Below are 5,087 nucleotides of genomic sequence, written 5' to 3' on the forward strand. Positions count from 1 at the left end.
CGAATGTCGTTCTTCGGAATGTAGTTCTCAGCAATGGCGGCAGAAAGAATATGCGCCAGCACCATCTGCAGCTCGTGCACGTGCTTGCCGAGCTTCGCGTAGGACTCGGGGGAAAGCATAGAGCGCATCGCCGGGCCCGGAGGCAGGTGGCGGCGCGCCAAATCGTTGATCTGCAGGCGAATGTAGACCGCGAGCTGGTCAATCGGGTTCTCGATGCCCTCCAGGCCGACGCGCAGTTCGTTGAGGAAGCGTTCGGTCTCGTCCAGGGCGTAGGCGACCAGCAGTTCGCCCATGTCGGCGAAGTAGTTGTAGACCGCGGTGCGGCCGATGCCGGCGTTCTTGGCGACGTCGGTCATGGTCAGACCCGGAAGACCTCGGGTGTAGAGGATCTCGCCGAAGGAGTTGAGGATGGCGCGCTTGGTGTTTTCGCGCTGGGCGGCGTTGGTTGCTGCAGAAATACGAGGCATAGTGACACTCTACCCCAAATCGTCAGCAAATGACGAATTTATGGAATGTGTCACCAAGAAATTTGCACAATTCATGCGAATTTACGTGTTTGTGACGAATAACCGCCCCTAAAGGAACCCCAAACGAGTCGCCGCCGCCAAATCAGCACCCACCAACGACGCAATCGGGTACCCCGTATGACCGCGCCCCGGAGTCACCTGCAACAAAGTCCGCGCCCCCAAACCCTCATAAAAAGCACTGCCCTCCTGTACCGCAATACGCGCCGACCAGCTACCCTCCGCGCTGGTTGCCATACGCCGACGACCCGACGGCGAGCGCCCATCCAACACACCCACATGCCAACTCATCAACAGACGCTCATGCGAGGAAGGATTCAACGCCGCCCGTTCACGCACCCGGGTAGGCACACCGTCGGCACCGCCGCCACCGATGAAGGTCGCGCCGCCTCCACGAATCCACCCAATATCGTGCGACAGCAGCTCGTAGCTGAGGAACTCCGCGCCACCCGAATAGCCCGCAAGCCAGACGCGGCTCATATCCACCTTGTACGCCAGTGCGATCTCTTCAATGAGGGCGCGGACCATCCTGCCGTTTGAGCGGGCGCGAACCCACCAGTTATAGGTCAGCGGAGGCGCGTAGGAGTCGGCATCCTTCAGGCGAGGCTCGCGCAAGCTACCCGGCGACAGCACCGGAACCGACAGCATATTGAACTCAGCCGCCACCTGCGCCAACTCGGCACGCAGGGGAGAGGTGCGGCGCAACAGGCGACTACCGGCACGCGAAAGATGATCACCATCAAAGTAAAACAGAACGCCGGGCGCAGACTCAGACTCGGACAGAAGATGCAGGTTATCGACCCGGTAGTAGATATTGCGTCCCCGATGCGTAAACGACCGGTAACCGAGCAGCTCAGAGGACGCCAGAAGCATCGGCTCCAACAGAGAAAGACCGGTACGCACAGCCTGCGCTGTATAGGTCAACAGCGGATGCAGACGCGGAATATGCGCGCTCAGCCGCCGCTGGTTACGGTGGTGCCGCTGACTCCGCGCTCGCCGTAGAGAGCCACGAACCGAGCGGCGCACCGAGGGGCGAATCGAGCTCTGCACCGAGGCATGTGAAGCACGCCCCGCCTCCAGCGGGGACGCCACCTGCCCGGTACGGTGAACTCCGCTGCGGTGAACTCTGCGGCTCAGACTCTTCATACCTCCATTGTAGGTGCGGGGATTCTGCAGGCGCCGGGGCCTGCCCACACTCTTGAGCTGTCCACACTCTTGAACTGTCCACACTCTTGAATGGAGCCCATAAACCTGCCTCCGGTACGGCATATAGGTACTATTAGATAGGCTCGGGTGGCAGACGAGCCGGTGAACCCTGCCCTGCATAGCAGAATCACCACCACGCGTGAGGGCTCGTACCTTACGTGAAGAAACACATCGCATGAAGAAAGACTTGGGGAAAGTAATGGCTAAACCCGTTAGCGAATCTAAGGCTCAGACGAGCACCGTCAAGGTGCCCTGGGCTGGTCGCCGCGGCTACTTTGATCTGCTGCTGGGCGCATCCTGCGTCATCCTGATCATTTCGAATATTGGTGCAACTAAGGGTGTGGAGTTCGGTCCGCTGCCCTTCGAGCTGCCCCTGATTGGCTCGACCATCGTCACCGACGGTGGTTTCTTCCTCTTCCCGCTCGCCTACGTGATTGGCGACCTTCTTTCTGAGGTGTACGGCTTCAAGCGTGCCCGCCGCGCGATTGTGGCGTCCTTCAGCTCGGCTGCTTTTGCTGCCCTGTGCTTCCTGCTAATCGTGCACCTGCCCGCCGCGAGCTTCTACACCGGCCAGGAATCGTTCGCGCAGGTTCTCGGCCCGGTCTGGCAGATTTTTGTGGGCTCCCTGCTCGGTTACCTCTTCGGTCAGACCCTGAACGCCTGGGTCATGGTGGCGATGAAGAAGGCATGCAAGGGCCGTTTCCTGTGGCTGCGCATGATTGTCTCCACCCTGGTTGGCGAGCTGCTCGACACCCTCATCTTCTGCTCCATCGCGGCACCGGTACTCGGCATCGACACCGTGGAAGCATTCATTAACTACGTACTCATCGGCTATATCTACAAGTGCCTGGTCGAGGTGCTCCTCATGCCGATCAGCTACCCGATTATTGGTTGGTTCAAGCGTCACGAAATCGAATACGTGGCGTAAACTAACCTCCTTACAGCTGATGTGCGCAGCCGCCCGGCCTAACGACTGGGCGGCATTGCCATTTCAGCTTTGTTCAATACACAGCATGTCTAAGAAAGAGATACGTTATGTCTAAACTGCAGGGGAACACCCCCGAGCAGTCGAAGAACGACTCGTTGAATCGTTCCCTCTCCCACGGCCAGTTGACCATGATTGCGATGGGCTTGGCGCTGGGTACGGGCCTGTTCCTGGGCTCCTCCTCCGCCATTAAAATTGCGGGCCCCGGCGCAATCATCTCTTACGCTATTGGTGCAATGATTGCGGCAACCATTGCTGCGTGCGCGGGCGAAATGTCCGTGCGTCACCCCGTCCAGGGCGGTTTCGGCACCATTGCGAGCCGATACCTGAACCCCTTTAGCGGCTACCTGACTCGCTGGGCGTATTGGGCATGCACCGTGCCGCTGGCTGGTGCTGAGCTGGTGGCGGTTGGTCACTACATGGAGTACTGGTTCCCGGACGTTCCCCTGGCAGTGTTCGTCGCTCTCTTCGGCGCAATTATTCTGGTGCTGAACCTGGTGAGCGTGAAGTCCTTCGGCACCCTGGAGTTCATGCTCTCTTCGGTTAAGGTTTCTGCTGTCGTCGCGTTCATGGTGATTGGTGTTCTGCTGGTGTTCGTGGGCCTGCCCGGCCACGCCGCGGCGGGTACCGCAAACCTCGTGAACGACGGCGGCTTCCTGCCCAACGGCCCGGCATCCATCTGGATTTCGATGGCTGTTGTCATGTTCTCCTTCGGCGGTGTGGAAATGATTTCTCTCTCCGCGGCGGAGGCGAAAGACCCGGCACGCTCGGTGGCAACCAGCGTGAAGGCAATGATTTGGCGCCTGTCCACCTTCTATGTGGTGTCCGTGGCAATTATTCTGTGCCTGGTGCCCTGGCAGACCGCCGCGCAGAACTCGGAGCTGACCAAGTCGCCGTTCGTACTCGTCTTCTCTGAAATGGGTATCCCCTTCGCATCGGACATCATGAACTTCGTGGTGCTCGTTGCTGCGCTCTCTGGGGCTAACGCCTCCCTGTACGCGGCAACTCGCCTGCTGCACGCCCTGGGCTCTGACCGTATGGCCCCCGCGGTGGCTGCACGCACCTCCTCGCGCGGCGTGCCGGTCGTGGCTCTGCTCATCTCCTTCACCGGCGTTATCGTGGCGACCGTAATGGCTATTGCCAAGATTGGCGATATCTTTGCCCTGCTCATGGCGCTGGTGACCCTGTGCATCCTGGTCGTGTGGGTCATGATTCTGCTGACCTACCAGGCGTACAAGAAGGACCAGAAGGACGCCTCCTCCTTCACCGTGCTGGGCGGCCGCCTCACCGCAGGTTTGGCTCTGGCGGGTGTTCTGGCGACCCTGGCGGCAATGTTCATGCTGCCCGGCTCGGGTGTTCAGGAATCCATCATGGTCGGCATCGTCTTCTTCGTGCTGATTTCTATTGGCTACGCCATCTCCTCGAAGGTTCAGGGCGGCTATGAGCGTCCCGACCTGGACGCTATGCACGCCGAGGAGAACACCGGCACGGCACAGCGCTAAATAGCATGAAAGCCTCGTGAGGCTACAACATAAAAGGCACCGGATGGGGGGAGCACCCCCGTTCGGTGCCTTTCCTCTTTGTGGTCTAGACGGCACCGTTCTGAGCGGTGTGAGTGTGCCCGTAGAATAGTTAACTATTCGTACCCGTCAACGAGGCAAGAAGCCGCAGAAGCCGGGTGCGAGCACACATTGCACAACACGCCCCTAAGGCGTACTGACGGAAGGCACCTTCGTGTCCCACAACGACGATACCCGCAGCCACGCTGCAGCGGGGACCGCCGGATCGCGCACCCTGAAGCGTTCTCTGTCCCAGGGACAGATGACCATGATCGTGATGGGTTCCGCGCTCGGTACGGGCCTCTTCTTGGGTTCGGGCACCGCCATTGCGATGGCTGGTCCCGCGGTCATTCTCACCTACGCTATTGGTTCTGCGCTCGCTTCGGTGATTGGTGCGGCAACCGGTGAAATGGCGGTTCGCTACCCTGTCCGTGGCGGTTTCGGTACTATTGCTACCCGCTACCTGGGTCCCTTCGCGGGCTTTTTGACTCGCATCGCCTACTGGACGGCGACTGTTCTGATTGCCGGTGTTGAGCTGGTGTCGGTTGCGATGTACCTGAATTATTGGTGGCCGCAGCTACCCCTGTGGGCTGGTATCGCCTCCTTTGGTGTGGCGCTGATTGTGCTGAACCTGACCAGCGTGAAGTCTTTCGGCATGCTGGAGTTCTTCCTGTCTTCGATTAAGGTCATTTCGATTGTTGCCTTCCTGCTGGTGGGCCTGTGCCTGGTTTTCTTTGGCCTGCCCGGTCACGCTGCGGTGGGTACCGCGAACCTCTTCAATGACGGCGGTTTCATGCCTAACGGTCCCCAGTC

General features: G+C 59.7%; 5 protein-coding genes. 3 read left to right on the forward strand and 2 right to left on the reverse strand.

Annotation, left to right across the window (positions count from 1 at the left end; genetic code table 11):
• Together Q0216_RS07370 and Q0216_RS07375 are read right to left on the reverse strand one after the other, a co-directional pair.
• A partial coding sequence (locus Q0216_RS07370) for a TetR/AcrR family transcriptional regulator (protein ID WP_298594167.1) occupies nt 1–467 on the reverse strand: 467 nt, incomplete at its 3' end.
• A gap of 108 nt (nt 468–575) precedes the next feature.
• Nucleotides 576–1,670, reverse strand: coding sequence for a hypothetical protein (locus Q0216_RS07375; RefSeq protein ID WP_298594169.1), 1,095 nt, complete (start codon nt 1,668–1,670; stop codon nt 576–578).
• A 259-nt stretch (nt 1,671–1,929) separates the two neighbouring features.
• On the opposite strand from Q0216_RS07375, the gene Q0216_RS07380 reads away from it, so the two are divergent.
• From Q0216_RS07380 to Q0216_RS07390, 3 genes are all read left to right on the forward strand, one after another.
• Nucleotides 1,930–2,658, forward strand: coding sequence for a queuosine precursor transporter (locus Q0216_RS07380; protein ID WP_298594171.1), 729 nt, complete (start codon nt 1,930–1,932; stop codon nt 2,656–2,658).
• Nucleotides 2,659–2,765: 107 nt separating this feature from the next.
• Nucleotides 2,766–4,217, forward strand: a complete 1,452-nt coding sequence (locus Q0216_RS07385; protein ID WP_298594173.1) for an amino acid permease — start codon at nt 2,766–2,768, stop codon at nt 4,215–4,217.
• A gap of 232 nt (nt 4,218–4,449) precedes the next feature.
• Nucleotides 4,450–5,087, forward strand: a 638-nt coding sequence (locus Q0216_RS07390) for an amino acid permease (protein ID WP_298594175.1), incomplete at its 3' end; no start/stop codon positions are given.

Origin of the sequence: uncultured Rothia sp., assembly GCF_937976295.1 — a bacterium.
Classification (GTDB): domain Bacteria; phylum Actinomycetota; class Actinomycetes; order Actinomycetales; family Micrococcaceae; genus Rothia.

Excerpts from the sequence above, each read along its gene's own strand:
- Q0216_RS07375 (WP_298594169.1), bottom strand. The coding sequence starts at position 1,670 with ATGAAGAGTCTGAGCCGCAGAGTTCACCGCAGCGGAGTTCACCGTACC.
- Q0216_RS07380 (WP_298594171.1), top strand. The coding sequence starts at position 1,930 with ATGGCTAAACCCGTTAGCGAATCTAAGGCTCAGACGAGCACCGTCAAG.
- Q0216_RS07385 (WP_298594173.1), top strand. The coding sequence starts at position 2,766 with ATGTCTAAACTGCAGGGGAACACCCCCGAGCAGTCGAAGAACGACTCG.